18 protein-coding genes and 1 tRNA gene are annotated in these 23,327 nt (G+C 57.5%); 10 read left to right on the plus strand and 9 right to left on the minus strand.

Annotated features, from left to right (window positions below; all coding sequences use genetic code 11):
• Nucleotides 1-70: 70 nt before the first annotated feature.
• Both ACQY4Z_RS09820 and ACQY4Z_RS09825 read right to left on the minus strand, forming a co-directional pair.
• Nucleotides 71-1,060, minus strand: coding sequence for an NADPH:quinone reductase (locus tag ACQY4Z_RS09820; protein WP_428528811.1), 990 nt, complete (start codon nucleotides 1,058-1,060; stop codon nucleotides 71-73).
• Between the two features lie 129 nt (nucleotides 1,061-1,189).
• A complete protein-coding gene (locus ACQY4Z_RS09825) occupies nucleotides 1,190-2,143 on the minus strand; it encodes a GlxA family transcriptional regulator (protein ID WP_428528813.1) in 954 nt (317 codons plus the stop codon).
• A 79-nt stretch (nucleotides 2,144-2,222) separates the two neighbouring features.
• On the opposite strand from ACQY4Z_RS09825, the gene ACQY4Z_RS09830 reads away from it, so the two are divergent.
• From ACQY4Z_RS09830 to ACQY4Z_RS09850, 5 genes are read left to right on the plus strand one after another with little or no spacing between them, the layout of a single operon-like run.
• Complete coding sequence (locus tag ACQY4Z_RS09830) at nucleotides 2,223-3,383, plus strand: acyl-CoA dehydrogenase family protein (RefSeq protein WP_428528815.1); 1,161 nt, start codon at nucleotides 2,223-2,225, stop codon at nucleotides 3,381-3,383.
• Nucleotides 3,384-3,385: 2 nt separating this feature from the next.
• A complete protein-coding gene (locus ACQY4Z_RS09835; protein WP_428528817.1) occupies nucleotides 3,386-5,419 on the plus strand; it encodes an acetate--CoA ligase family protein in 2,034 nt (677 codons plus the stop codon).
• Entirely contained in the window at nucleotides 5,409-6,194 is a 786-nt protein-coding gene (locus ACQY4Z_RS09840) for a carnitinyl-CoA dehydratase (protein ID WP_428528819.1), read from the plus strand. Before ACQY4Z_RS09835 ends, ACQY4Z_RS09840 begins: the two co-directional genes overlap by 11 nt.
• A gap of 11 nt (nucleotides 6,195-6,205) precedes the next feature.
• Nucleotides 6,206-7,117, plus strand: a complete 912-nt coding sequence (locus ACQY4Z_RS09845; RefSeq protein WP_133945564.1) for a 3-keto-5-aminohexanoate cleavage protein — start codon at nucleotides 6,206-6,208, stop codon at nucleotides 7,115-7,117.
• On the plus strand, nucleotides 7,114-8,532 hold the full coding sequence (locus ACQY4Z_RS09850) for a carnitine 3-dehydrogenase (protein WP_428528822.1): 1,419 nt from the start codon (nucleotides 7,114-7,116) through the stop codon (nucleotides 8,530-8,532). Before ACQY4Z_RS09845 ends, ACQY4Z_RS09850 begins: the two co-directional genes overlap by 4 nt.
• 420 nt (nucleotides 8,533-8,952) lie before the next feature.
• On the opposite strand, the gene ACQY4Z_RS09855 is transcribed toward ACQY4Z_RS09850, so the two are convergent.
• A tRNA-Leu gene (locus ACQY4Z_RS09855) sits at nucleotides 8,953-9,039 on the minus strand.
• 175 nt (nucleotides 9,040-9,214) lie between these two features.
• Here ACQY4Z_RS09855 and ACQY4Z_RS09860 point away from each other — a divergent pair.
• The gene (locus ACQY4Z_RS09860; RefSeq protein WP_428528824.1) at nucleotides 9,215-10,195 is read left to right on the plus strand and encodes a complex I NDUFA9 subunit family protein; all 981 of its coding nucleotides are present in this window, start codon (nucleotides 9,215-9,217) and stop codon (nucleotides 10,193-10,195) included.
• 161 nt (nucleotides 10,196-10,356) lie between these two features.
• Here the strand turns inward: ACQY4Z_RS09860 and ACQY4Z_RS09865 are convergent, their stop codons facing one another.
• Complete coding sequence (locus tag ACQY4Z_RS09865; RefSeq protein ID WP_428528826.1) at nucleotides 10,357-10,593, minus strand: DUF1127 domain-containing protein; 237 nt, start codon at nucleotides 10,591-10,593, stop codon at nucleotides 10,357-10,359.
• A gap of 148 nt (nucleotides 10,594-10,741) precedes the next feature.
• Between ACQY4Z_RS09865 and ACQY4Z_RS09870 the strand changes: the two genes are divergently transcribed.
• Entirely contained in the window at nucleotides 10,742-11,767 is a 1,026-nt protein-coding gene (locus ACQY4Z_RS09870; RefSeq protein ID WP_428528828.1) for a helix-turn-helix transcriptional regulator, read from the plus strand.
• Here the strand turns inward: ACQY4Z_RS09870 and ACQY4Z_RS09875 are convergent.
• Complete coding sequence (locus tag ACQY4Z_RS09875; RefSeq protein WP_209172272.1) at nucleotides 11,759-12,565, minus strand: undecaprenyl-diphosphate phosphatase; 807 nt, start codon at nucleotides 12,563-12,565, stop codon at nucleotides 11,759-11,761. The two genes, ACQY4Z_RS09870 and ACQY4Z_RS09875, sit on opposite strands and share 9 nt — an antisense overlap.
• A 191-nt stretch (nucleotides 12,566-12,756) precedes the next feature.
• Here ACQY4Z_RS09875 and ACQY4Z_RS09880 point away from each other — a divergent pair, with 191 nt between their 5' ends.
• The 3 genes from ACQY4Z_RS09880 (at nucleotide 12,757) to ACQY4Z_RS09890 (ending at nucleotide 16,902) form a co-directional block, all read left to right on the plus strand.
• The gene (locus ACQY4Z_RS09880) at nucleotides 12,757-13,449 is read left to right on the plus strand and encodes a glutathione S-transferase family protein (protein ID WP_428529504.1); all 693 of its coding nucleotides are present in this window, start codon (nucleotides 12,757-12,759) and stop codon (nucleotides 13,447-13,449) included.
• A gap of 18 nt (nucleotides 13,450-13,467) precedes the next feature.
• Nucleotides 13,468-14,607, plus strand: coding sequence for a tRNA epoxyqueuosine(34) reductase QueG (gene queG, locus ACQY4Z_RS09885; protein WP_428528831.1), 1,140 nt, complete (start codon nucleotides 13,468-13,470; stop codon nucleotides 14,605-14,607).
• A gap of 195 nt (nucleotides 14,608-14,802) precedes the next feature.
• Nucleotides 14,803-16,902 carry a hypothetical protein gene (locus ACQY4Z_RS09890; RefSeq protein ID WP_428528833.1) on the plus strand — a complete coding sequence of 700 codons (2,100 nt, stop codon included), beginning with the start codon at nucleotides 14,803-14,805 and terminating at the stop codon, nucleotides 16,900-16,902.
• A gap of 70 nt (nucleotides 16,903-16,972) precedes the next feature.
• Here the strand turns inward: ACQY4Z_RS09890 and fdhF are convergent, their stop codons facing one another.
• The 4 genes from fdhF to ACQY4Z_RS09910 form a co-directional block, all read right to left on the minus strand.
• A complete protein-coding gene (gene fdhF, locus ACQY4Z_RS09895; RefSeq protein WP_428528835.1) occupies nucleotides 16,973-19,741 on the minus strand; it encodes a formate dehydrogenase subunit alpha in 2,769 nt (922 codons plus the stop codon).
• Nucleotides 19,738-21,414 carry an NAD(P)H-dependent oxidoreductase subunit E gene (locus ACQY4Z_RS09900; protein WP_428528837.1) on the minus strand — a complete coding sequence of 559 codons (1,677 nt, stop codon included), beginning with the start codon at nucleotides 21,412-21,414 and terminating at the stop codon, nucleotides 19,738-19,740. Before ACQY4Z_RS09900 ends, fdhF begins: the two co-directional genes overlap by 4 nt.
• Before the next feature lie 137 nt (nucleotides 21,415-21,551).
• Entirely contained in the window at nucleotides 21,552-22,082 is a 531-nt protein-coding gene (locus ACQY4Z_RS09905) for an RNA pyrophosphohydrolase (protein ID WP_353621098.1), read from the minus strand.
• Nucleotides 22,083-22,138: 56 nt separating this feature from the next.
• A complete protein-coding gene (locus tag ACQY4Z_RS09910; RefSeq protein WP_428528839.1) occupies nucleotides 22,139-23,164 on the minus strand; it encodes a divergent polysaccharide deacetylase family protein in 1,026 nt (341 codons plus the stop codon).
• Between the last annotated feature and the right edge of the window lie 163 nt (nucleotides 23,165-23,327).

Raw genomic sequence — 23,327 nt, forward strand, 5'->3', positions numbered from 1 at the left:
CTTTCGCGGTCCCTGTCCGAACTCAACTGTTCTTTAGATCAAGTACAATAACCGTGACGAATGCGTTGGCCTATAGGTCCGCGACCTTGATCACCGTCGTACCGATTTTGGTGCCAGCTTCCACAAAGGCATGGGCTTCGGCAGTCTGGTCCAGTGAGAACGTACGGGCAACTGGATGCTGCAATTCGTTGTTGGTCAGCCAGCCGGTGATGTCGACAACAGCAGCGGTTCGCGCGGCTTCGGGCAGGACATAGACCAGCACCATCCGCAAGGTCTGCCCGGCAAACATCATTGGGTAAAACGGAAGTTTCGGTTCCGGGTCCGCCATGGAGCCATAGGCAGCAACCGTTCCGTTCTGACCCAGCACCTTTTGTGTGACGGAGAGATTGCCTCCGAACTCCACCTCGACGATCCGGTCCACACCCTTTCCATCCGTTGCGTCCAAAATGGCTGCAGCAACATCTTCGGCGCGATAGTTCAAAACGACATCCGCGCCCATCTTCCGCGCATGCTCAGCCTTTTCCTCAGAGCTGACGGTGGTGAACACCCTGGCACCGCGCAGTTTGGCCATCTGGATGGCATAAGACCCCACAGTTCCCGCGCCGCCGGTCACCAAAATATGCTGGCCGTCGATTGGACCATCGGCAAAGAGGCAGCGGTGCGCGGTCATTGCAGGAATGCCGAGACAAGCGCCCGCCTCGAAACTTGCCTCCGGAGGCAGATAGACCGCCTGCTCCTCGTGCAGGGCGACCAGCGTGGCGTTCGATCCATGTGGCCGTTTCCAAGCCGCATTCCAAAGCCAGACCCGCTCGCCGATACGCTCTTCATTCACGCCCTCTCCAACAGCAGCGATACGGCCGGCACCATCGCTGTGCGGAATGATGCGCTCAAAAGCCAACGGCCCGCGCGCACCCGCCCGGGATTTCACATCCGAAGGGTTGGGAGCTGAAGTTGCCACCTGCACAAGAACTTCGCCTGGAGCCGGTTTGGGATCGTCCAGATCTCCAACGATAATCACCTCGGAGGCAGGTCCATTTTTTTCGTAGTACGCGGCTTTCATGTCTTTGTTCCTGCTTTTGGTTTTAGCGGGTGACCGGTTTGCGGGTCATTGAGCACCAATATGGTGTGCGAATGGGACCGAGCCCGAAAATAAATTTGTTTTCCCGGAATTTTCTGATTGCTCCGTCCATCACCGCTCCTTTCTTGGAGGAGATCCGAATTCAAGCCGGTAGGCGCGGGTCATGGCACTGGCGTTTTGGTATCCGCAGCGCACGGCGATCTCTGCAATGGTCAAATCCGTCGATTGAACCAAACGCCGCACTTCCCTGAGCCGGATTGATTTATAGACCGCCAACGGCGTCATTCCGAATTCAGATCGAAAGCGGGTTTCAAGAAAACGCTGATCAACCTTGAGCCTTCCTGCAACGGTGGGAATGGCAAGGGGACTTTCGATATTCCGCCGCATCAAGGCTGTTGCTTCGCGCATGAGGGCATCACCGGAGCGCACCGGCAACAGGTCTGGACGCTCGCCGCTGCTGCCATGCATGAACAGCGCAGCCACCTCCAGCGCAAAGAGGGAGCTGTGATCTTTCTTGATAATCTCCAGCATCAACTCGAATGTCGTGGACGCGCCGCCACAAGTAGCAATACGGTCTTCCAGCACAAACCTGTCTTCAACGACATCCACATCGGGAAAGGTTTCAGAAAAACTTGCAAACTCGTCCCAGTGAATGGTGACCCGAGCATTCTCCAGGACGCCGGCGGCCGCGAGCATCCATGCACCCGTGTCGAGACCTCCCAGCAGCTTGAACCGCGCCCGGGCCGCCCGGAGGATCTGATGCAGCTTTGGCGTTGAAAAGGCCTTGAAGCCGTAACTTGGCATAACAAACAGGTAGTCGCCGCCCGGCTGCACCTGCTGCCACCTGAGCGTTTCCACCGGCAAGCCGCTTGATGAGGTTACCGTACCGCCCTCTAAGCTGACATGCTGCCAGGAATAAAGCTGTTGGCGCGCAATGGTGTTTGCGGCCCGGAACGGCTCAACCGCGTTTGCAAGACAATGGTTGGAAAAGTTGTCGAACAGCAGCACGCAGATTGACCGCCCCTGCGGAATATTCTCGTTTTCAGTTTTTCTCAAAACCTGCACGATATCTTACCAAAACTGCACAGACAATCAGCTTGCTTTCTCTCACTCTCGATCAATCAAATCAAGAGGGGCGCTGGCGATGCATTTTGGCCTGACCGAAGAACAAGAAATGATCGTGTCCACGGTACGGTCTTTTGTTGAGAACGAAATCTACCCACACGAGGAGATGGTGGAGAAGACCGGTCAGGTGCCCAATGAGCTTGGAGAAGAACTCAAGCAAAAGTGCATCGATCTCGGATTTTACGCCTGCAACTTCCCGGAAAGCGTTGGCGGCGCTGGCCTCGGCCACCTCGATTTCACGCTTGTGGAGCGGGAGCTTGGCCGTGGGTCCATGGCGCTCAACCATTTCTTCGGCCGTCCGCAAAACATCCTGATGGCCTGTGAAGGCGAGCAAAAAGAGAAGTACCTGCTCCCGGCTGTGCGCGGCGAGAAAATGGACGCTTTGGCCATGACGGAGCCGGATGCAGGCTCGGATGTGCGGGGCATGAAATGCCAGGCCGTGCGTGATGGCGGGGATTGGGTGATAAACGGTTCCAAGCACTTCATTTCCGGTGCCGAGCATGCCGATTTCTTTATCGTCTTCGTGGCAACCGGCGTCGACGAAACACCAAAAGGACCGAAAAAACGGATCACCTGCTTTCTGGTGGATCGCGGCACGCCTGGTTTCGACGTACGCGACGGCTACAATTCCGTCAGCCACAAGGGCTACAAGAATTACATTCTGTACTTCGACCAGTGCCGTTTGCCGGATGCGCAAGTGCTGGGTGAAGTGGACGGCGGCTTTGAGGTCATGAACGAATGGCTTTACGCCACGCGGCTGACCGTTGCGGCGATGAGCGTTGGCCGCGCACGCCGCTGTTTCGACTACGCGGTGAACTACGCTGCCGAACGCAAGCAATTCGGCCAATCCATCGCCAAGTTTCAGGGTGTCAGCTTCCAGGTTGCCGACATGATCACGGAGATCGATGCGGCGGACTGGCTGACGCTTGCCGGGGCTTGGCGTCTCGACCAGGGCCTGCCCGCCAACCGGGAAATCGCAAGCGCCAAGGTTTATGCGACCGAAATGCTGGCCCGCGTGACCGACACCACCTTGCAGATCTTCGGTGGTATGGGCCTGATGGATGATTTCCCCATCGAACGTTTCTGGCGCGATGCGCGGGTTGAGCGGATCTGGGACGGCACGAGCGAAATTCAACGACACATCATCAGCCGGGACATTTTCCGTCCGCTGGGAGCATAAGGATGCGGTCCTTGAACCGGCTGCTGAACCCGCGCTCGATTGCAGTCGTGGGCGGGGGCACCTGGTGCGAAAGCGTACTCAATCAATGTCACGCCTTTGGCTACACGGGCCAATTGACGGCCGTTCATCCAAAACGCAGCGAGATCGCAGGTTTTCCGGCGGTCTCGTCCCTTGACCAGTTGAATGAGGTGCCGGATGCAATTTTCGTCGGCGTCAACCGCCATGCAACCATCGAGGTGATCCGGGAAGCTGCGCGATTGGGCGTAGGCGGTGCCGTTTGCTTTGCGTCCGGCTTCCGGGAAGCCGCGGCAGAACTGGAAGATGGCGCCAACCTCCAGGAAGAGCTGGTAACTGCTGCCGGTGACATGCCGATCCTCGGGCCCAATTGCTACGGGTTCATCAACGCGCTGGAGACCGCGTCGCTCTGGCCGGATCAGCACGGCCTTGCGAAAGTTTCCAGCGGCGTTGCCATTATCTCGCAAAGTTCCAACATCGCCCTGAACCTCACCATGCAGGCGCGCGGCCTGCCGATTGCCTACATCATGACAGTGGGTAATCAGGCACAGTCAGGTTTATCACACATCGGCGAAGCTTTGCTCGACGATGACCGGGTCACAGCGATAGGCCTTCATATTGAGGGGATCGATGATCTCAAGTCTTTTGAAGCCTTCGCGAGAAAGGCCTGGGCCTGCGGAAAACCGGTCGTGGCGCTGAAGACCGGCCGTTCCGACCAGGCTCAGGCCGCCACGGTCTCGCATACCGCCTCCATTGCCGGCTCGTCCGCAGGCGCAACCGCATTGTTCGACCGGCTTGGTATTGCTGAAGTCCGGTCTCTACCGGTGCTTCTGGAAACGCTCAAGCTCCTGCACGTGCATGGCCCTTTGGAATCTGCGCAGATCGCGTCGCTCTCCTGTTCCGGCGGCGAAGCCAGCCTCATGGCGGATCTCGGATTGGCCCATGATGTTGTTTTTCCGAACCTTACCCAAACCCAGTCAGACGGACTGAGAGACGCGCTCGGCCCCAAAGTCGCCCTCGCCAACCCGCTCGATTATCACACCTATATCTGGGGTGACTCGGATGCGATGACGGCCACGTTTGCCGCCATGATGGCCGGAGATCTGGCGCTTGGCCTCGTGGTCCTGGATTTCCCACGGGAAGACCGCTGCGATGGCGCCGAGTGGGAAAAGGTGATCGGCTCCATCGAAGCGGCCGCCAACCTGTCGAACAAGCCGATGGGCATTGTCAGCTCTTTGGTCGAAGCCTTGCCGGAAAACATTGCGGTAGACCTTATCGACCGCGGCTTGGTTCCCTTTTCAGGCATGGAAGAGGCCCTTGCAGCCATCGCCGCGGCTTCAAATATGAGCCCCCCTCCGGCTGATAACGTCTTCACCTCACCACCATTGACGAACCCTGAAACCCTGAGCGAACACGAAGCCAAGCGACAGCTTGAAGCTTTCGGGATCCGCGTCCCCAAAAGCGCTTCCGCAGCCTCCCCGCAGGAGGCGGCAGAAGTGGCCGAACATGTTGGTTTTCCCGTTGTTTTGAAAGGGCAAGGCATCGCGCACAAAAGCGAAGCCGGGGCGGTGGTTCTCGATCTCAATTCCCAGGAAGATCTTCAGTTGGCAGCGGAAAAAATGTCTGTCGGGACTTTTCTCGTGGAGGAAATGGTCACCGGCGCGCAGGCAGAGCTCCTGATCGGCATCGTGAGGGACCCTGGGCACGGCCATGTTCTCACCATCGCTGCCGGGGGCGTTTTGACCGAACTCCTGCAAGACGGCGTGTCCCTCACCGTTCCCGCAGGCCGTTCAGAAATTGAAAAAGCTCTCGGAAGACTGAAAATCTCAAAAGTGCTCGCCGGCTACCGCGGCCGGCCTGCTTGCGACCTTCCTAAGATTCTCGATACGATCATCGCTCTCCAAGACTACGTTCAATCCGGAACGGTCGAAGAGGCCGAGATAAATCCCCTCCTTTGCGGCCAGGACTTTGCGATTGCGGCCGATGCCCTCATCAGATGCGGACAAAACCATGACGGATAATCCAATCAAGACAAGCGTCACCGGCCATATTTTGGAGGTCACGCTGGACCGGCCAAAGGCCAATGCCATCGACCTCAAAACAAGCCGGATCATGGGAGATGTCTTCACTGACTTTCGCGACAACCCGGATCTGCGGGTGGCGATCGTAACAGGCGCCGGTGAAAAGTTCTTCTGCCCGGGCTGGGACCTGAAGGCTGCCGCCGACGGTGATGCGGTGGATGGTGATTACGGCAAAGGCGGCTTTGGCGGATTGCAGGAATTGCGCGGCCTCAACAAGCCGGTGATCGCGGCCGTCAATGGCATTTGCTGCGGCGGCGGACTTGAGCTCGCCCTGTCTGCCGACATCATCCTGGCTGCCGATCATGCGACGTTTGCTCTGCCGGAAATCCGCTCCGGCACTGTGGCCGATGCCGCCAGCATCAAGCTGCCCAAACGCATCCCGTATCACATTGCCATGGAAATGCTCCTGACCGGCCGCTGGATCGATGTCGAGGAAGCCGAACGTTGGGGATTGGTCAACCGCGTCCACCCGGCTGCTGACCTGATGACAGAGGCTCGGAAGATGGCAGAATTGCTCGCCTCCGGGCCACCGCTCGTCTACGCCGCGATCAAGGAAGTTGTCCGCGAAGCGGAAGACATGAAGTTCCAGGACGCCATGAACCGGATCACCAAGAGCCAGTTCGAAACCGTCGAACGCCTCTATAGATCGGACGATCAACTTGAGGGCGCCCGCGCCTTTGCAGAAAAACGCGACCCGGTCTGGAAAGGCCGATAAAAGGGGAAACCATGCCACTTCAAATGAACCGGGATGTCTTCATCACCTGTGCCGTCACTGGCTCCGGCTCAACCCAAGACAAATCGCCTCACGTTCCGCGAAGCCCGAAGGAAATCGCGGACAGCGCCATCGATGCAGCCAAGGCGGGTGCTGCAGTCGTTCACTGCCATGTCCGCGATCCGGAGACCGGTGCCCCCTCCCGCCGTCTGGACCTCTACCGTGAAGTCACGGACCGCATTCGCTCGGCCGACGTTGATGTGGTCCTCAATCTGACAGCGGGAATGGGCGGCGATATCGTTTTTGGATCAACCGAGGCGCCATTCCCTGTGAACGAGGCTGGCACAGACATGATAGGGGCGAGCGAGCGTATGGCGCATATCGCCGAGTGCCTCCCGGAAATCTGCACCCTTGACTGCGGCACCATGAATTTTGCCGAAGCCGATTATGTCATGACCAACACTCCGGGCATGCTCCGGGCCATGGGCGGCATGATGACCGAGCTCGGCGTCAAGCCGGAAATTGAAGCCTTTGACACCGGTCATCTCTGGTTTGCCAAACAGCTGGTCGAAGAAGGCACGTTGACATCCCCGGCCCTCGTTCAGCTGTGCATGGGCGTTCCCTGGGGCGCGCCAAACGATCTCAACACCTTCATGGCGATGGTGAATGCGGTGCCGCAAGACTGGACCTGGTCGGCCTTCAGCCTTGGCCGCGATCAAATGCCGTATGTCGCAGCTTCCGTTCTGGCAGGTGGCAATGTCCGGGTTGGCCTGGAAGATAATCTCTTCCTGGAAAAGGGCGTTCTTGCCACCAATGCCCAGCTTGTCGAAAAGGCGGTCGGCCTCATTGAAGGCATGGGCGCCCGAATAGCTGGCCCAGACGCCGTGCGAGAAACACTGGGTCTGACCAAGAGGGCACCCAAATGAAGGCGGCAATTATTGGCGGCGGCGTCATCGGTGGAGGTTGGGCCGCAAGGTTTCTCCTGAACGGTTGGGATGTTGCCGTTTTTGATCCTGACCCCGACGCGGAACGCAGGATCGGCGAAGTGATCGCCAATGCGCGGCGCAGTCTGCCCGCCCTCTATGACACGGCGCTGCCGGCCGAAGGGACCTTGAGTTTCCACTCCGCGATGGCAGATGCTGTCGGGAACGCAGACTGGATCCAGGAGAGCATTCCAGAGCGGCTGGACCTGAAACACAAGATCCTGGGAGACCTGAGCGCACTGGCGCCGGAGACCGCGGTCATCGGCTCATCAACATCCGGCTTCAAGCCATCGGAGCTGAACGAGAAAGGCGCGCGCGCAATCGTCGCCCACCCGTTCAATCCGGTTTATCTCCTGCCGCTCATTGAGCTGGTTGGAGATGCCAGGACCTGCGAGACGGCTGCGTCCATTCTCCGTTCGATCGGTATGTTCCCCCTGATGGTCCGCAAGGAAATCGACGCTCACATTGCCGACCGGTTTCTGGAAGCGGTCTGGCGCGAGGCCTTGTGGCTGGTCAAAGACGGCATAGCCACCACGGAAGAAATCGACGAGGCCATCCGGATGGGTTTTGGCATCCGATGGGCGCAGATGGGCCTCTTTGAGACCTACCGGGTTGCCGGTGGTGAAGCCGGCATGAAGCATTTCATGGCTCAATTCGGCCCTGCCCTGAAGTGGCCCTGGACAAAACTGATGGACGTCCCGGAGTTCACCGATGAGCTGGTTGATCTGATCGCAGGGCAATCGGATGCGCAATCCGGCCAAATGTCGATCCGTGAGCTGGAGCGTCTGCGGGACGACAATCTCGTCGGCATGATGCGGGCGCTCAAAAAGACCGGCAGTGGCGCCGGCGGCGTGATCCAGCGCCATGAGGCAGAATTGCCAAAACCTGACGCCACGGATTTGCCAATTACCGCCGACCGGCAAATTCCGGTCAGCTGGACAGACTACAACGGCCATATGAACGAGACCCACTATCTCGAGGCCGGGTCACTCGCGACAGACCGGTTCATGGAGCTGATCGGTGCGGACGCAGACTATATCGCGTCTGGCAAAAGCTATTTTACCATCGAAACCCATGTCCGTTATCTCAGCGAACTTCACGCCGGTGACCGGCTGACCATCCGCACCCAAGTGCTTGAGGGTAAGGGCAAGAAGCAGCACCTCTTCCACTTCCTTTACGGGCCGGACGACACGCTTGCAGCGACCGTTGAAACACTGTTGTTGCATGTGGACCTAACGACCCGCGCAAGTTCTCTGCCGGATCAAGCGGTTGCGGAGCAATTGCAGTCCTATCATCACGCCCATGCGGCGCTTGAACAGCCAGAAGGGGCCGGAAGGTCTGTCGGCAAGAAGAGTTAGCCCGAGAGGCCATAAATTGCGATAAAGGCGGTGGGGCATGCTCTCATGCCCTTGCTCCGATCTCACACGGCTTTCCAAGGTCTGCAGCAAGCCGCTTTCGTTTAAGAGTCGCTGTCGCGTACCACCGAGACTGCCATAAAGCCTCCAGATAGGCGGCAGGCTGTGGTTTCCGCGTCTTTGGGACTGTGGAGTCAAGCGTCCGGCACAAAAACTTGGTTCTGCGACCACGGCACGACTCCAAGTACAGTCTCGCCCCCAACCGGTATCGAGAAAACCTGCCCATGAACCGGGACCAGAACGTATGCTGGGATACCAGCAACCCCATCGGACAACACCGGACGCCGAATACGAAAAAAGCTCCGGAAACCGGAGCTTTTTCGAGAAGTTTCGGATCGAACTGGATGATCTGAAACGTATGATTGGTGCCCAGGAGAGGACTCGAACCTCCACGCCCGTAAGGGCACTAGCACCTGAAGCTAGCGCGTCTACCAGTTCCGCCACCTGGGCCGTGAGGGGGGCTTGTAAGGGGCAGCCCGCAGCTTGTCAATCGCCGTCTTATACTTTTTTCGATCCTTTTCCTCCAGCCCTTCACACACCGCACGCAACGGTCTAAGAGACTGTTGGAAAGTCCCGGCCTTTTTGCCGGGTAAAGCTTTTGGACGCGACAAAGGGCCTTCTCACGATGTCCACACCCCTTAACGGAAAACTCGTCACAGTCTTCGGTGGATCCGGCTTCCTCGGCCGGCATATCGTTCAGGCATTGTCTAAGCGCGGCTACCGTGTACGGGCGGCCGTGCGGCGGCCCGATCTCGCCAGCCATTTGCAACCACTCGGCGCACCCGGTCAAATCATGGCTGTGCAAGCCAACTTACGCCACCGCTGGTCAGTCGATCGCGCCGTTCAAGGGGCCCACGCTGTTGTCAATGCGGTCGGCATCCTCGCACCAACCGGGAAACAAAGTTTCGATGCTGTTCAGGCCTTCGGGCCCCGCGCCATTGCCGAGGCCGCCCGTGCGGCCGGACTGAACGGCATTACCCACATTTCAGCAATTGGCGCAGATCCTGAGAGCGCCTCTGCCTATGCCCGGTCCAAAGCTGTCGGCGAAGCCGGTGTTCTGGAAACCCTACCAGACAGCATTATCCTGCGGCCCTCGATCGTCTTTGGGCCGGAAGACAATTTCTTCAACCAGTTTGCCGGGATGGCCCGAATTTCGCCGGTCTTACCCCTGGTTGGCGGCGGGGAGACCAAGTTCCAGCCGGTCTATGTCTGTGACATCGCCGAAGCTGTTGCCCGTGCGGTTGACGGCACTCTTCAGCCCGGCTCGGTTTATGAACTCGGCGGACCAGAAATCAAGAGTTTCCGGGACTGCCTGGAAGACATGCTGGAGGTCACACAGCGCTCTCGCGTTCTGCTGCCGATCCCCTTCCCTGTTTCCGAAGTCATGGGCAAGGTCATGCAGTATCTGCCCGGGTCCCCGCTAACGGCGGATCAGGTGGAGTTGCTCAAGAAAGACAATGTGGTGTCTGAAGCGGCAATTTCTGAAGGCCGAACCCTTTCCGGCATTGGGATCGAACCGACGACCCTGGCTGCAATTCTACCGTCTTATCTCGACCGGTTCCGCGAACATGGCCAGTATGACGCCCACAAGGCCAACCGGACCTGAGGCCGGCCGGGCTTCAAGCATACGATCAGGCGGGCTTGGCCCGCCTTTTTTGTTCTCGGCTATGCCACAGCTCGACCTGAGGATGCAGGCGAAACCGGCCCGAGATCAAATCCCTGACACGGAAATCCGGCGCATAAGATAGCGCCGGACTTCTTGTTTCTTCAGTCATTCCAATAGCTCGCGCCGAGGCGGTCATGGTGCAGCTCGCGGTATCCCCGGTTCGTTCGCACAAGACCGATGTCGTCCAGTTCCTGATTGCTCAAACGTGCAAGAGCCCGCTCAGTTGACCTGCGGCGCAGATACAATTGAACACCTGCGGCCAGAGTACGAATGGCAGTGAGGAAAAGACTGCGGTTATGGGCACGGCGGCGGAAAACGGTATCAATCTCAAGGCTCATCTCTCTTCTCCGGGATCATTGTCACCCCGTCTTGTCCGGGGATGAAACCATTCTGGCAGGGCAATCCTGACAGCAGGGAGTCAGGTTTGATCTTGTTCTGTTCTCAGGATAAGATTTTTTTCGCTACAACTCTGAAGAGCCCTGTTTCATGAACCCGATCGAACGCGCACTTGGCATTTTGCTGCTGTTGACCGGCGGCAAACTCGTCCCCGCGACGGTTCTGGCAGACCGGTTTCACGTCTCCTTGAGAACAGTCTACCGGGATATCGACAGGCTGATCTCCCTTGGTGTGCCGATCGATGCAGAACGCGGGGCTGAAGGCGGTTACCGGCTGGCCAAGGGGTATCTGCAGCCGCCTGTCGCGCTTACCCGGAACGAGACTGCGGCTCTTCTCACAGCAATGGCTCTCGTCCGGTCAAGCAGAACAGTTCCGCTGGCGACCGACCTCTCCTCAGCGGAACAAAAACTTCTGGCGACACTTCCAAAGGCGGTCCACGGACTGCTGAAGGATGCCGAACGAATTGTCGGGATCGAACCGATCCCGCCCGATATCTTTCACTCCGGTACTAAAGCTGAAGCAACCGACGCATGGCAAAGCGCACTCGACGGCTTCATGACCGGCATCCTGGAGGCAAGACGGGTGCGGTTCGATCACGTCAATCCGTCGCGGCAAACCCGCAAGTCCCATGATGTCGAGCCACAAGGTGTCATGTTCGACCGGGATCTTTGGTATCTTGCCGGCCGGTGCGTCGACACGGATACCTTAAAAGTTTACCGCGCAGACCGTGTTCATGATCTCGAGGTCAGCGGTTTCCGGTTCCTCCCGCCAAAAGACTTTTCGATCCAGTCCCTCTTGGGTGGTGCTTGGTTGTCACATGCAATGCGCCGCTGGGAACAGGAAGACAAGATCAGCAAGATCCGTTTGACCGCAAGGCAGGCCAAACGGTTGAGTGCAGACTGGTATTATCGCCACGCGGTTTTCACACCAATTGCCAACGGAGAGATCCTGATCAGCATCCCGAGCGTCGACCCGGGACGCATCCTGCCACTTGTCCGTTGGTTGGGACCCGGAGCTGAACTGTTGGAACCGGCTTACCTGCGCGAGGAAATCGCATCGGAGTATGCGGCGCTTGCAAACGCGCACGGCTCACCCCGGCTTGAAAAATCAGCCTAGGAAATAAAGACCGGCAAAACCGGCCAGACCGACAAAAATGCGCCACCAGGCAAAAGGCGCAAAGCCATGACGGGAGACGAAATCGAGGAGCCCTTTGACTACAAAGAAACCCGCGATGAAGGAGGCGACAAATCCAATACTGATCAGGACGACATCGTCCGTCGAAATCACATTTCGGTTTTTATAAAGATCATAGGCAAAGGCCCCCGCCATAGTCGGCATGGCGAGAAAGAAGGAAAACTCGGCTGCGGACCGCTTGTCGGTGCCCATCAACAGCGACCCGGCGATGGTTGCGCCGGACCGAGAGACACCGGGGACCATGGCCAAGCACTGGCAGAACCCGATCTTCAGGCAAAGAGACAGCGGATAGTCCATCACGTTGGTGTATTTCGGTGAAAGCTCGAGGCGGTCGATCCACAACAAAATGATACCGCCAACCAACAATGTCGTGCAGACGAGTGCTGGAGTTTCAAACAGCACCTCTTTGATGAAGCCATGCGCCATGACCCCGATAATGGCGGCCGGAAGAAAGGCTATCAGGATGCCAAACACGAACCTGCGGCTGGCCGCATCACTGGGCAAGGACGTCGCAAGCTGCCACAGCCGTGCAGAATAAACCGACAGAATCGCCAGAATTGCTCCAAGCTGGATCAACACCTCAAACGTTTTGCCGGTGCTCTCAAACCCCAGAAAATGACCAATGAGGAGCAAATGCCCTGTTGAGGAGACCGGAATGAACTCGGTCAGCCCCTCAACCACTCCCAATATGAGAGCATTTACAATCGTTTGGCCATCCATTGTGTATCAGGTCTCCAAAAGCCTTGATGACAGGCGGGGTGATCCGCTAACTGTCGCGACGAATTCCGACCGCCTATTTGCCGGACCCGGAGACCTCCGTCAAACCCTTGATAACCAGTTCTGAGGCAAACTTCTCGTCTGCCACGGCCATCGGGCATAGTCTTGCCACAGTTCAGGCTCTATACGCTTTCATGCTGACCCTTTATCACCACCCGTTTTCACCTTCCTCCCGGTTTATTCGCCTGATCTTGAGCGAGTATGGTGCGGCTTTCGAGGAGCGGCATATCAACCCGTGGGAACGGCCTCAGGAATTGCTCATCCTGAACGCTGCAGGCACAATTCCGGTGATGGTCGAGAATGAAGGTCCGGCAATTTGTGGCCCTGGTCCGATCATGGAGTACCTTGATGAGACCCGCGGATATGCGATCGGCGATCGCAGACTGATGCCCGATCATCCCGATGCACGTGCGGAAACTCGCAGACTGGTGGATTGGGCACTGGCAAAATTTGACGTCGAAGTGATCGGTCATCTGGTTCGGGAGCGGATTTACAAACAGATCATGCCGAAATCCGCCGGTGGGGGCGAGCCGGATTCTGCGGCGCTACGGGTCGCCCGGGCCAACATCGACCACCATCTGAAGTACTTTGGCTACCTCGTTGCGTCCCGCCGCTGGCTTGCCGGCGACCGCCTCTCTTTTGCGGATTTTGCGCTGGCTGCGGCGCTATCTTGCGCAGACTATCTCGGCGAGGTGAAATGGCACAACGAAGAGGATATCAAGAACTGGTATGCGCGGGTAAAATCCCGCCCAAGCATGAGGCCTCTTCTGGGAGAAAAGGTTCTGGGCATGCCACCCGCATCGACCTATGCGGATCTCGATTTTTGAGCACCGTTGGGGCCAGTATTGGATACCAAGACGCAAAAACTTGTTGCAGCTCTCCAAGCAAAGGCAACCGCACTCGGCTTCGATGCCTTAAACATTGCAGCCGCGGACAGTATTCCGCACGCAAGAGACCGGCTGAATACGTTTCTTGAAAAAAATTATCACGGCTCGATGAGCTGGATGGCCGAAACTGCCGAACGCAGAGCGGCGCCGAAAGCGCTTTGGTCCGAGGTGAATTCCGTCATCATGCTGGCCATGAACTATAGCCCTGACGATGCCCCGGAGAACCACCCATTGGCGCATCTGAGCGACAAGGACGCTGGCGGCATTTCGGTTTATGCCCGGCATCGCGATTACCACGACATCATCAAAGGGCGCCTTAAGGAACTTGCCAGTTTTCTGATCTCGCGTGCGGGCGGAGATGTGAAGGTATTCGTCGATACAGCACCCGTCATGGAAAAACCTTTGGGTCAGGCGGCCGGGCTTGGCTGGCAGGGAAAACACACCAACCTGGTTTCCCGGGAGCTCGGATCCTGGTTCTTCCTGGGCTCTATCTTCACGACACTGGAGTTGCCGGAAAGCGGCGCGGAGACCGATCACTGCGGGTCCTGCAAGGCCTGCCTCGATGCTTGTCCAACAGATGCCTTTCCAGCGCCTTACCAGCTGGACGCGCGGCGTTGTATTTCATATCTCACCATCGAGCATGCCGGTCCCATTCCAGATGAATTTCGAAAACCCATCGGCAACAGGATTTATGGTTGTGACGATTGCCTGGCGGCATGTCCCTGGAACAAATTCGCTCAAGCGGCAAGCGAGGCAAAACTGGTGGCCCGGGAGGATTTGAAGTCTCCCCGACTCGCCGACTTGTTGAAATTGGACGACCCAGCGTTCCGGAAACTCTTTTCCGGATCTCCGATCAAACGGATTGGCCGAAACCGGTTCCTGCGCAATGTTCTAATCGCAGCCGGGAATTCCGGAAAATCGGATCTCGTACACTCTGTTGAGCAGCTACTCGATGATCCGGATGAAACTGTGCGTGGTACGGCGGTTTGGGCCTGGCGCCAACTTGTTCCAACTGACTTGTTCAAACACAAGAGTCATTCCGCGCTGCCATCCGAAACCAGCGCTGAAGTCCGCAGCGAGTGGCAGAAGCAAGGATAATAAAGTGATCGCCAGCTTTGGGCCATCTTCTCGTGAGAATGGTCTATAGTTTATTGAAAGGTCATCACGGCAAGGGGTGTTTTTCCTCGGATATGCCGGACCACTATCCCGGATACCGGAGCCAAGATGTTGTATTTTTCCAGCCCTCTCTCCAAATGCCCCCGCCCCACCTACCTGGCGCCCATGAGAACGACCGTGCTTTCGGTCGGTTTTGCTCTTGCAATTACTCCTGGAATAGCCAGCGCGCAAACGACCGGGCTCGAAGCCTATAACGCTTATGTTGCCGGCCTGAGGGATCTCGGGTTTACAGTTGAGGACGGTGCGATCAACTATGACGGAACCACAGATACACTCACGATCTCGGGCGCCAGTCTCGGGTTCAAAGGCGTTATCACAGATCTTCCTGCCGAGGGATTTGACGGTGATGACGCTGACGCAGACGCCTCCGAAAACACGAACCTTTCCTACGACCTGTCCCTATCATCGGGCACGGTGACAATTGAAGGTTTGAGCGAAGACAACAACGTCTTTTCCGCAGACCGATGGTCATACTCGGACGACACAAGCCTCAGCATATCAGCCGCCATTGACGGTGAAGGCCGTTTTTTGGCTGACGCACGTCTGGCCGGAGCAAAAGCTGAAAACTACAGCTTCGCCATACCCGCTCTACCTGCCGAAGATCCGGATAAACAAGCCAGCCGATGGTTGCCGTTTTTCAAAACCCTCCTGCAAGCTTCCTATGATGAGGTTCGGGTCGATACGACAGCCATGACGCTGGAAGCATATGCAGACGAAGACGGCAACGAAGCCCAAGTCATGTCTGGAACCGTTCAACTGGACGGGTATCTCATGGCCGGGGCGGTCGACGGAAAAATCGCACGTTATTCGCTCGACAAGATGACCCAGATCCTCGAAACCCGTGATGAGTCCAGCGGGCAGACACTCACCCAATCCACTTCCCAGGGAAAGACTGTCTATGAGGACATGGATGCAAACGCCCTGATTGCGCTGCTCGATCCGGATGTTCCGGAGACCGGTGATCAAGTAACAGTTATCAGGACGGCTTCTGCGGTTGATTATTCCACTCGGCAGGATCTGGGCGACGGGACGACGATTGCCTTCAAGATCGACCGGAGCTCGATGGACGATCTGACCTTCGTAAAACGCGAAAATGATTTCCTCGATCTGATGGACAAGATGATTGCCGGAGAATTGCCGGAGCCTGTCGACATCATCACCAATGTTTTCCAGATCTACCGCTCCTTTGCGATCGCAGACGCGCGTGTTTCCGGAATTGACGTCAGCATTGAGCAAGCAGGCGTGGATACACCTGCGAAGGTAACCATCAAGGAGGCCGCACTGACAAATGTCAGTTCTGATGGCATCGGGGAAATGATGCTTGTTGGTGTTGCCGCCCCAGACCTGCCCGAGGGTGCAGCCATGTCTCTGGAATGGGCTGCACTTGGCGATATTGAATTCGCCGACTTCGCGCCGATGGAAAGCATGATCGCAACGTTGGTCGACAATCCCGATTATGGCGAGGATAACCCTTTGGACGTCCTTCGGGCCTTCATGCCGCGGTCCATTTCGTATGAAGTGGAGGGGCTTAAGGTCGCCGTGCCGGATGCTGGTGTCACCAGTGTGAACCGTGCTGAGATGCGAATGTCTTCAACGGTGCCGCCCATCCCTACAAGCTATTATGCCAAGAACGACGGCATTCAGATCCCTGCAAAGGCTTTGGGCGATCCGGAAGTGGAAGCATTTTTGGATGCGCTTGGGATCTCCGAGATCATCTGGTCTGATGAAACGCGTCTTTATTGGGACGAAGCCACAAAGGAACTCAACCTCGAACGGCTTACGTTCGAAATGGAAGGTGTTGGACGGGCGGAGGCTTCCGCGCGGTTCGGCAATGTCCCGAAGGAGCTTTTTGAAGATCCTGAGGGCCAGGGTCAGATGGCATTAATCGTTGCCCAGTTCATCGATGCCCGCATCCGGTTTGTCGACGACGGCGTTACCGAGAACGGTCTCGCTCACATCGCCAATGACCAGAACATACCGGTCAATGTGTTCCGCGAAGCTCTGACGGAGCAGGCAGCCGAAATGACGGCGCCAATCCAAAATACTGCTTTCACCGAGATGGTTCGATCAGCGGTTTCAAAGTTTCTCGAAAATCCAGGCGAGATCACTTTGAGCCTCAAGCCGCAAGCAGCTGTCCCGCTGGCGCAAATTGTCGGCAGCTTGGCGGCGCCTCAAACCCTGCCGGATCTCTTGAACATTCAGGTCAAGGCGAACTAAGACTTCGGGAAACGTAGAAACGAAAAGGGCGGCTGCCGGGCCGCCCTTTTTTGTTTAATGATCGGGAGATCTATTCCGCAGCTTCCTGGTGTTCGGCGGCTGAAATCCGGGCCGCGCAGAACTTGAACTCCGGGATCTTGCCGAACGGATCGAGCTGCGGATTTGTGAGGAAGTTCGCCGGCGCCTCATAAAAGCAGAAGGGCACAAACATCATCCCTGTCGAAACATCGCGGTCTGCACGGAGCATCAGGGTGATCGCTCCACGCCGCGTTTCCACAGTCACCTGCTGACCAATCTCCAGGCCTTGAAGTTTGATGTCGCGCGGGTTCATTGAAACAACCGGTTCCGGCTCGATCGCATCCAGGACCACCGCCCGGCGGGTCATGGCACCGGTATGCCAGTGTTCCAGCATCCGGCCTGTGGTCAGGACCATCGGGAAGTCCTCATCCGGCGTTTCGTCCGGTGGAACCAAGTCCGTTGGCACGATCTTGCCACGGCCATCAGCCGTCGGGAAGGACTGACCAAATAGGATCTCGTTGCCGGGCTTGTCCGGGCTGTCTGCCGGATAGGTCACCGTGCCGTCGCGCTCCAGACGTTCCCAGGAAATGTTCTGGATGGACGCCATGTGGGAGCGCATTTCCTCGTAGATCGCCGGTACGCCGTCATAGGACCAATCAAGCCCCAGCCGGTTGGCGAGTGCGATGATCAACTCCCAGTCGGCGCGGGCTTCGCCCGGCATCGGCACACAAGGACGGCCGATTTGAACCTGGCGGTTGGTGTTGGTGTAGGTGCCGAGCTTTTCCGCATGTGCTGAGGCCGGAAGAATCACATCTGCATGCCAGGCAGTTTCGGTCAAAAAGATGTCCTGAACCACCAGATGCTTCAGGCTGGAAAGGGCCTTTCGCGCATGGTTCTGGTCCGGATCGGACATTGCCGGGTTTTCGCCCTGAATGTACATGGCCTCAATGCCGCCCGCCAGAATGTCATCCATAATCTCCACGACAGTGAGCCCCCGGACGGGATCCAACGTACGCCCCCAAGCATCTTCATATTCTGCCCGGATATCGACATTTTCGACGGACCGGTAGTCCGGAAAGACCATCGGGATGAGGCCCGCATCGGAGGCGCCCTGCACGTTGTTCTGGCCGCGCAGCGGGTGGAGGCCGGTCCCCGGACGGCCGATCTGACCGGTTGTCAGTGCCATAGCGATCAGGCAGCGAACATTGTCGGTGCCATGAACGTGCTGGGAAACACCCATGCCCCAGTAAATGATCGAACGCGGGCTGGTTGCGTAAAGACGGGCAACCTCGCGCAAGATGCTGGCATCAATGCCGCAAACCGGCTCCATGGCTTCCGGAGTGAAGTCCTGGATCTTTTCCTTCAGGGCTTCAAAGCCATCCACATGTGCAGCGATATACTGCTCATCATATAGCTTTTCGCTCACGATGACGTTCAGGATGGCGTTGAGCATGGCAACATCCGTCCCGGGCTTGAACTTGAGCCCGTAATCGGCGTGGCGCATCAGCCCCTGCCCGCGCGGATCCATGACGATCAGCTTGGTGCCGTTCTTTGCCGCCTGCTTAATGTAGGTCGCAGCGACCGGGTGGTTCTGTTCGGGCCGCGCACCGATCACGATCATGCAGTCGGCATCTTCTGCCGCGTTGAACGGTGCAGTCACTGCCCCGGAGCCGATGCCTTCCATCAACGCTGCAACCGACGAGGCATGACAAAGCCGTGTGCAGTGATCGACGTTGTTCGTCTGGAACCCCTGACGGATCAGCTTCTGGAAAAGATAAGCTTCTTCGTTCGAGCCTTTTGCCGACCCAAACCCAGCAATACCCGCACCGCCCTTGTTTTCAAACGTCGCCTTCAAGCCGTTTGCCGCCCGATCCAGCGCTTCGTCCCAAGTCGCTTCGCGGAAGACCTCGAGATAGTTGTCGAGGGTTAGCGAGATGCCGGCATCCTTCGGCGCATCATCCCGGCGGATCAACGGTTTTGTCAGACGCTCAGGGCTTGATACATAGTCAAAACCGAAGCGGCCTTTGACGCACAACCGGTTTTCGTTGGCCGGGCCATCGCGGCCTTCAACGCTCACGACCTTGCCGTCCTTGACCGAAACGGATGTCAGACAGCCCACACCGCAGAACGGGCAGACACTGTCGATGGTTTCATCTGCATAGACTTCCCGGGTCTTTGCGTCTGCATCGAGAAGGCTCTTTTCCATCAGCGCGCCGGTCGGACAAGCCGAAACGCACTCGCCGCAAGCCACACAGGTGGACAGACCCATGGGGTCGGCAAGGTCAAAGACCGGAGCCGTGTGGGACCCGCGATCCGCCATGCCGATGACGTCGTTCACCTGGACTTCCCGGCAGGCTCGCTCGCACAAATTACAGGCGATACAAGCGTCGAGATTCACAGCAATTGCGGGATGGGACACATCCTGAGCCGGCTTTTCGCACGGCGCGAACCGGCTGGAGCTGACACCGATCGCATCGGACCATTTGAAAAAATCGCTCTCCGGGTCCGGGTGCTGATCGCGGCTCGGCTGGTCAGAGGCGAGCAGCTCGAACACCATCTCGCGCGCCTTGGAGGCTCGTTCCGTAGCCGTCTGGACAACCATGCCTTCGGCCGCTGTGCGGATACAAGAAGCCGCCAGCGTGCGCTCGCCCTCGATATCGACCATACAGGCTCGGCAGTTTCCATCAGACCGGTATCCCGGCGCATCCTTGTGGCAGAGATGCGGAATGGCGACGCCTTCGCGTTTCGCCACTTGCCAAATGGTTTCGCCGTCTTCGGCGCTCACGGTTTTCCCGTCGAGAGAGAAGGTGATGTTGCTCATACTTCAAACTCCTCAGAGAAGAATTTTAGCACGGACGCCACAGGGTTGCTGGCGGCTTGTCCAAGACCACAAATCGACGCTGAACGCATGACTGCGTCCAGATCAGCAATCTTGTCCTGATCCCAGTCGCCCTCAGCGAGCAACTTTTCCATTTTTTCAGTGCCAGACCGGCACGGTGTGCACTGACCGCAGCTCTCATGCTTGAAGAACCGCATCAAGTTGAGGGCCGCATCGCGCATGTCATCCTGATCGGAAAAGACGACAATCGCGTGGCTGCCAATGAAACAGCCGTGCTTGTCGAGCGTGCCGAAATCAAGCGGTTCATCTGCGAGCGAAGCCGGCAGGATGCCACCGGATGCGCCACCCGGCAGATAGCCCTTGAAGCTGTGGCCGTCTTCCATACCACCGCAATACTCTTCAAGCAGTTCGTTCATAGTGATTCCGGCCGGAGCCAGTTTCACACCCGGCTCCCTGACACGGCCAGATACCGAGAAAGACCGGAAACCCTTGTGCCCCCGACGCCCTTGCTCGGCAAACCACTCCGGCCCGTTTTCGACAATGTCGCGGATCCAGAAAAGCGTCTCAATATTGTGGTTGAGAGTTGGGCGGCCGAACAAACCGACTTGGGCAATGAACGGTGGGCGATGACGGGGCAAACCACGCTTGCCTTCGATCGACTCGATCATTGCGCTTTCTTCGCCGCAAATGTACGCGCCAGCTCCCCGGCGAATCTCGATATCGATCGATGTGATGATCCCGGCTGACCGCAGCGCCTCGATTTCCGTGTTCAAAATCTCCAGAACGGCAGGGTACTCGTCCCGCATGTAGAGATAGATCCGATCAGCGGAAATCGCATGGGCAGCAACAAGAGCACCTTCAAGGAGCCGGTGTGGATCGCTCTCCAGGTGATACCGGTCCTTGAACGTCCCCGGCTCGCCTTCGTCACCATTGATCGTCAGGTATTTCGGCCCCGGAAGATCGTGGACAATCTTCCATTTGGTGCCGGTCGGAAAACCAGCGCCACCCAGACCGCGCAGACCGGCGGCCAGTACAAGATCTGCCACAGATTCAGCGGTCAGCTCGCCAGACCTGACACGCTCCAGGACTTTGTAACCGCCTGATGTACGATAGGCCTCAAAACCTGTGTACTGTGGAATTTCCGGTGCAACTGTTCCTTCAAACAACAGAGAGCGGACAGACATCTCGTTTGCATGATCGACCGCCCGCTTGCCCACTTGAGCGGCCGGGGCAGCTGCGCACCGGCCGATGCAGGGCACTTTCTGTATGCGGACTTTGCTCGGGTCCACACCACTTTCCAGAGCCGCCGCCAAGGCATCCGCGCCTTTGAGCGAACACGTGATGCTGTCGCACACACGGACAGTCACCGGTGCCGGTTTTGCCTCGCCTTCACGGACAATATCAAAGTGGTGGTAGAAGCTTGCGACTTCATAGACCTCAGCCTGAGAAAGACGCATTTCCTCGGCCAATGCAAGCAGGTGGCGCGCCTCCAGACACCCAAATGCGTCTTGGATCTTATGCAGATGCTCAATCAACAGATCGCGGCGGCGCGGCTCATCTCCAAGCAGCGCCTGCACTTCTGTAAGTACCGCATCCTCCAATTGACGCCCTTTTGGCTGGGACGGCTTGCGTGAAAGCCCCTTGCCGAAAGACATTGGCGTTTACTCCCAGAATGATTTCGTTGGCCGGATGTTATCCAGCGATCTCAGGCCTGTCTGTTTGAAAAACGACAAGCGCGATCCCAAAGCTGACGCTTTGGAACAACAGACCCGACGAAACCTGGGCTCTGGGTTTATATCGTCAGATGCGAAAAGGCGGCGACAACCTTCTCGTAAACCGGGCGTTTGAAGGGGACGATCAATTCCGGCAGCCGGGATACATCTTCCCAGCGCCATTCCTCAAACTCGGCTGAATGACCATCGGGCGGGGTCAAGATGTTGATCTCGTCATCTGATCCTTCAAAGCGATAGGCAAGCCAGCGTTGGGCCTGCCCCCGGTACTTGCCCTTCCGGCTCGAACGGGCAATCTCGTCCGGGTAGTCATAGGCGAACCACTCCGGCGCTTCTTCCAACAGCGTCACCGACTGAATGGATGTTTCTTCATAGAGTTCCCGCCTGGCGGCCTTTTCCGGCGTTTCACCGGCATCGATCCCACCTTGGGGCATCTGCCACTTGTACTGGTAGCCATTTTTGTTGGCCTCCGGTGACCTGCTGCCGACCCAGACTTTTCCGTCCCGATTGATCAGCATGATCCCGACACAAGGGCGGTAGGGCAGGCCATCCACGCTTTCAGGATAACCCGGTCCAAGATCCAGTTTTGTCACCAGAAACCTCACTCAATACACAAAAGAAAACCGTGGATGCGACGCTGCCGTGTATATTATTCGTCGCGGTCGATGGTCGCACTGACAGGAACCAGCTGCAAGCCGCGTTGCTCGAGATCCTGCACCCATTCCTGCAACTGCCGGACGGTGACGGGCAGCGCAGACCCGGCAGCCACGGCATATCCGCGTGCACGGGCAACGCTCTCAAGCTGCAAAAGCTTTGCATCGATATTGCTTTCCCGCGGCACTTCATCGAGCACGACATCGACACCGCTGAACGGCATTCTGAGCTCGCCTGCGACCTCATCAGCGATGCTGCGCGAGGTTGTACCGTTGTCGACGAACATGAGACCTCGGGATTCAAGTTTTTCCAGAAGGTACTGCATGGACGGGCGGGTCGATGAGAAGCGGGCTCCCATTTCGCCAATCACACCGACATAGTTGGTTGCCCGAGTGAGCAAAAACGCCAGCCGGTCCAACAGCTCCGTGGGCTGAAGGCTGACAAGAAGTGTATGCGGACCGGGATCATTGTCCGGAAAATCAAATGGTTCCAAAGGCAGCTGGAGAAGCAGCTCGTGCCCTTTCATCCGGGCTTGCTGCATCCAGAGGTCCAGATCAGAGCCATAAGGCGCCAGCGCAAAAGTCACATCCGCCGGAAGACTGTCGATCGCATTTTGCGTCCCCGCCTCACTCAGCCCGAGACCAGTCACAATGACTGCGATCTTCGGAATAGACGTGAACTGCGTCACAATTGGCCGGGCGTAGGCATCCAGCGGTCGGACTCCAGCATCGCTGACCATCGGCAAGAAGCCGTAGTCGGAGCGTTCGCTTACCCGTGTATCCGGATTGATAGCCAATCCGGTCACTGGCGCCTCCGGCCCCAATCCGTCGGGGCGGATGATCATTTCATAACGCGGACCAAGGTAGTCACCGCTGGATTGTTGGCGGAGATTTGGGCCAAGATCATCGCCCACCGTCGGACGGATCTCAACGACTTCGATGTCCTGGGATGTGATCCCTTCAACAACCTCATCCAGTGGCAAGACAGCAAACGGTTCTCCGCCATACGGATCGTCTACCACCAGAATCCAAATAAGCGCCGTTGTAAAAACGACACTTATCAATCCTGCGCCAATGAGGCCAAACGGCAGCCTGACAAGCCGCCGCTTTCCCATTCCTAAGGGAGCTGTGAGATCTTCGCTCGACATATCGTCCAGTGCCTTTACGCCGGCAACGTGCCGGCAT

Origin of the sequence: Roseibium sp., assembly GCF_965276855.1 — a bacterium.
In the GTDB taxonomy this organism is placed as follows: Bacteria; Pseudomonadota; Alphaproteobacteria; order Rhizobiales; family Stappiaceae; genus Roseibium.